Origin of the sequence: uncultured Campylobacter sp., from assembly GCF_937997465.1 — a bacterium.
Classification (GTDB): Bacteria; Campylobacterota; Campylobacteria; order Campylobacterales; family Campylobacteraceae; genus Campylobacter_A.
Window position 1 is genome coordinate 1 of the sequence record NZ_CALKTQ010000195.1, and the last position, 3,437, is coordinate 3,437.

Annotated in this window: 3 protein-coding genes; 2 read left to right on the top strand and 1 reads right to left on the bottom strand. The window is 48.0% G+C overall.

The features are described 5' to 3' along the window. Positions 1–869: lipopolysaccharide heptosyltransferase family protein (locus tag Q0546_RS06310; RefSeq protein ID WP_298791504.1), on the bottom strand; the 869-nt coding region annotated here is incomplete at its 3' end. Between the two features lie 163 nt (positions 870–1,032). Here Q0546_RS06310 and Q0546_RS06315 point away from each other — a divergent pair. Both Q0546_RS06315 and Q0546_RS06320 read left to right on the top strand, forming a co-directional pair. After that, on the top strand, positions 1,033–2,376 hold the full coding sequence (locus Q0546_RS06315; RefSeq protein ID WP_298791506.1) for a hypothetical protein: 1,344 nt from the start codon (positions 1,033–1,035) through the stop codon (positions 2,374–2,376). Further along, positions 2,366–3,124, top strand: coding sequence for a polysaccharide deacetylase family protein (locus Q0546_RS06320; protein ID WP_298791508.1), 759 nt, complete (start codon positions 2,366–2,368; stop codon positions 3,122–3,124). The genes Q0546_RS06315 and Q0546_RS06320 overlap by 11 nt, the downstream gene beginning before the upstream one ends. Positions 3,125–3,437: the final 313 nt, after the last annotated feature.

Consider the following 3,437-nt stretch of genomic DNA (forward strand, 5'->3'; position numbering starts at 1 on the left):
CCGGTGCCGTTTTGGCTGCAAATTTGAGCCTTTGGTTGCTCGTCGTTTGCATTTTCAAGGCCGCCGTAAATTTCGCTCGTATCGCTAGCCAAATCTGCACAAATTTGTCCATCGCCAGGATTTTTTGCCTGCTTTTGATCCGCATTTTCCGCGAGCAGGTTTTTTAGCAGAGTAGCCTCCTCGCCGACGCCGAAAATATAAACCTCGCAGTCAAATTTGGCGAAAATTTCAAAGATTTTTTCCCAAGTTTTTTTTGGCGGCGTTTTCATTTTATTACCCGCGCTTAGGCTCACGCCGATCTTAAATTTGCCGCTTTTTATTAGATTTTCTTGCGGAACAACGAGCGGTTTTTGCAAGCATTTTTCATATTTTAGCTCGCTCTCGTCCAGCGTTTTTAGGTAGGTTAGTAGCGTTAGATCATTTAGAGTATGCGGCACTTTTTTCATACCGAGCGCCAGCAGGGCAAAGTCGCTAGATACCGCGTAGTGATGCACGACGACGATATTTTTAGCTAGCGTGCAGCGCGCCAAAAAAAGATTTAGGCTGTTTGGCATCAGTACGTAGACGCTCTCGTAGCCGCGCGAAAAAAGCCCAAGCGCGAGTCCTAGTTTTGAGGCCTTTTTACGCCTTACGTCGTTTATCGTAAATATTTTTTCTATTCGGCGGTCGTGTTTTGCGAAGGCTAGATTTATCTCGTCGATTAGCACGTCAAATTTGCCCAGCTTTTCAAAGATCACGGCCGAGTTTGCGTAGTCGCCGATTTTAGCGGTTTGTATGAGTAAAATTTTGCCTTTTTCGCCTTTAAATTTTAGCTTTTTCATCGCAAAAAGATATGGGTAAATCAGTAAATATATGAGAAAATATATCAAAATTTAGACCTTTATTATTTATAGAATTTAGCCTAAATTTAGCATAAATTTATAAATTTACGGCCGGTTTTTGAGCGATTGCGAGTAAAATTTAGCCAAAAACCGCTTACTGGATTTTAATGATTTTATCGTTATAATGGGCGTTTTAAAATTAAGGGAGAAAATGACGAAGCTACAAAACCGCTTGCAAAACGCCGCCTTATACCTCGTTTGCGTTTTTATCGCCTGCGAGCATATCCCGCGTATGACGGCGGCGAAAAACGTCTCGCTTTATCTCGCGCTTGTCTGCGCGATCTGGCTTTATTTCACGGATAGGACGCGATTTGCCGCAAGGGTTGGCGTAAATTTTAGCATCTCTCGCACGCCAGCGTTTTGTCTTATCGCATTTACCTTTTACGCGTTTTTGATCTCGGCTTTTCCCTACGCGCCGCAGTTTGATTCGCTGGGCAACGCTGCGGGCGAGTTTGGGCGCGGATTTGCTTTTTTGCTCATCGTTTACGTCGCGGCAAACGGCGAGACCGCTCAAGCAAAAGCCTTTTTTTACGCGCTGATAGCGGCCTTTGCGGTTATTAGCATTTACTACGCCGCGCCACTTTTTAGCGAATTTGAGAGGCTTGGCAACGCGAGCGAATTTGACGCGCGGGTCGTGCGCCGAGCGTATGCGGACTACGTGGATAGATTTTTGCCTTTTGCGCTTGCGGGAGTTTTTATCTTTAGGCGACTTTGGGCGCGGGTTGCGTGCGGCGCGCTTTGTTTAGCGGCCGTCGGGCTTGACGTTTTGAGCGGCGTTAGGGGCAGCTGGGGCGCGATGCTGGTTTGTTTTGTTTTGTTTGGTTTTTGTTTGTATATCTTAGACGGCGAGGCGAAGCGTAAATTTAAACTCTTTGCCGTTATTTTTGCCGTTTGCGTCGCGGGCGCGTCGGCGGCGGTTTTGAGTTCGCCCACGGCGATGTATAAATTTTTGCAGATCGGGATAGTGAGCGAGGCAAATGTCGAAAACGAGAGTATGAGAGAGCGTATCGCGGGTGCGGGCTTTAGCTCGGGGCGCGATTTGATTTTAAAGGAGCGCTTGCCGCTGCTTTTTGCTAGTCCGCGTGCGATAACTGGGCTTGGATACGGCAAGGAGCAGTATGACGCCTTTTTGCGTGACGAGGCGGACAAAGGCGCACATATCTCGATGATGCAGACGCGGCCAAACGGCGAGCGGTATTGGTTTAACGACGAGCCGTTTTTTATCGGGCACTACTACTACTACGGCGCGGTCGGTACGGTGCTACTGCTTGGCGGTTTCATCTCTCTCTTGGCGTATTCGTTTAGGCATTTTTTACGCTCGCGCGAGCTGCTTTTTGCGGCGATTTTTATCTCGCTTGCGTGTTATTTCGGCGTGCGCGGGCTGTTTGAGGCGATAAATTTACGCATACTTTATATGTTTTATATGCTAGGATTTTTCGTCTTACTGGCGGCAAATTCGCGGGCGGGAGCTAAAGGAGGCGGCGTTGAGCGTTAGCGTTTTGATGTATCATCACGTTTTAAAAAAGGGTGGATTTATCGCCTCTAGCGCGGAGGATTTTGCCTCGCAGATGCGGTTTTTGGCAGAGGCGGGCTACAAAACGCTTACGATGAGCGAATTTATCGCCTACAAAAAGGGCGAGCTAGCCGTGCCCAAAAAAAGCGTCCTCATTACCTTTGACGACGGCTGGAAGGATAATTACGTTTACGCCTACCAGGTCTTGCGCAAGTTTGGGCTACGGGCGACGATATTTTTAGTGACGCAGTGGATAGAGCGCGCGAGCATGCGGCGGGGCGAGTTTATCGAGCTAACTCACTCCGAATACAAAAAAGCAGCGCCCCAGCGCCCGCAGGACGTGTTTTTGAGTCTTGACGAGATAGCGGCAATGCGTGACGTTTTTGACTTTCACTCTCACACGCATACGCATTTTGACGAGTATTTCGGCGCGCTCCCGCCTGAGGAAAATTTCGCTCGGTGCCGTGAGTTTATGCGCGCAAATTTGGGCATCGAGGATAGGCTTTTGTGCTGGCCGCGCGGCAAATACGACGAAAATTTGATGCGTCTAGCTAGACAGGCGGGATACGAGGCGTTTTTTACGACGCAGCGAGGTATAAACAGACCAGACGGCGACCTATCGGCTATCAAGCGCATCGCTGCTAAAAAGGACGCCGCGTGGCTAAAACGCACGCTTTTTATCTATCAAAACGACATTTTGGGCGGGATATACTCGAAGATAAAGAAGTAAAATTTGCTCTAAATTTGAGTAAAATTCGGCATTTTGGCGGATCTGGTTCGGTTTGCGTAAATTCGGCTCAAATTTAAAAGGCGTGAGATAATAGACGTAGTTTCGCGTGGGGGAGGGCAAGGTGTCTGCTCGCTTTGGCGTCTAAAGGATCGTTATGAAATTTCGCAAACTTAAATTTAAAATGATAGCCGCGGCGCTACTTCTAGCGGCGATACTTTGCGCAGCATTTATCCGTATCGTACCAGATTACTCCACCTCGCGAGGCTTTGCGATAGTTTCCCTTTCCGACTACAACAAATACAAGCAAGGATAC

Excerpts from the sequence above, each read along its gene's own strand:
- Q0546_RS06315 (WP_298791506.1), top strand. The coding sequence starts at position 1,033 with ATGACGAAGCTACAAAACCGCTTGCAAAACGCCGCCTTATACCTCGTT.